This window comes from Lewinella sp. (genome assembly GCF_050633125.1).
Classification (GTDB): domain Bacteria; phylum Bacteroidota; class Bacteroidia; order Chitinophagales; family Saprospiraceae; genus Lewinella.
This window is the reverse complement of the sequence record NZ_JBOEFX010000120.1, coordinates 24,364-24,776: the sequence shown is the minus strand read 5'-3', so window position 1 is coordinate 24,776 and position 413 is coordinate 24,364. Positions and strand designations below refer to the sequence as shown.

Sequence of the window (413 nt, the reverse complement as noted above, 5' to 3'; positions counted from 1 at the left end):
GTCTCGTAGTCTTGTTCGCCTTCGCCGTCTCCGGCATCCGCAAGGTCTCCGTAGTCAAAGCCCATCACCATGATCTCGTAATCTTCAACCTCCCCATCAGGGGCTGCACCTTCAGGACTCATCCCCATATCCGTGGTTAAACGAACGCGGAAACCAAGATCGTCATTAAGCGTAGAACTCAATGGAGGCACAACACCTGTAATCGTGGCACTCGTCGCCTGATCTGCTACCGTTGTAAAGTACATCTCCTCAACTGGATCAAACACTCCGTCGTTGTTCCAGTCTATGTAGACCGTCAATTTAGCGTCAACGCCCGTCATGTTCATCACATCGAAGGTCAAGTCAGTGGGCTGACCCGTGACGAACATCGTGTTTGACAGATCAATACCGTCTTCATCCGCTCCGTCACCATC

1 protein-coding gene is annotated in these 413 nt (G+C 51.6%); it reads right to left on the bottom strand.

All coding sequences use genetic code 11. The features are described from left to right. Window positions 1-413: GEVED domain-containing protein (locus ACRBG0_RS23690; protein WP_431489324.1), on the bottom strand; the 413-nt coding region annotated here is incomplete at both ends.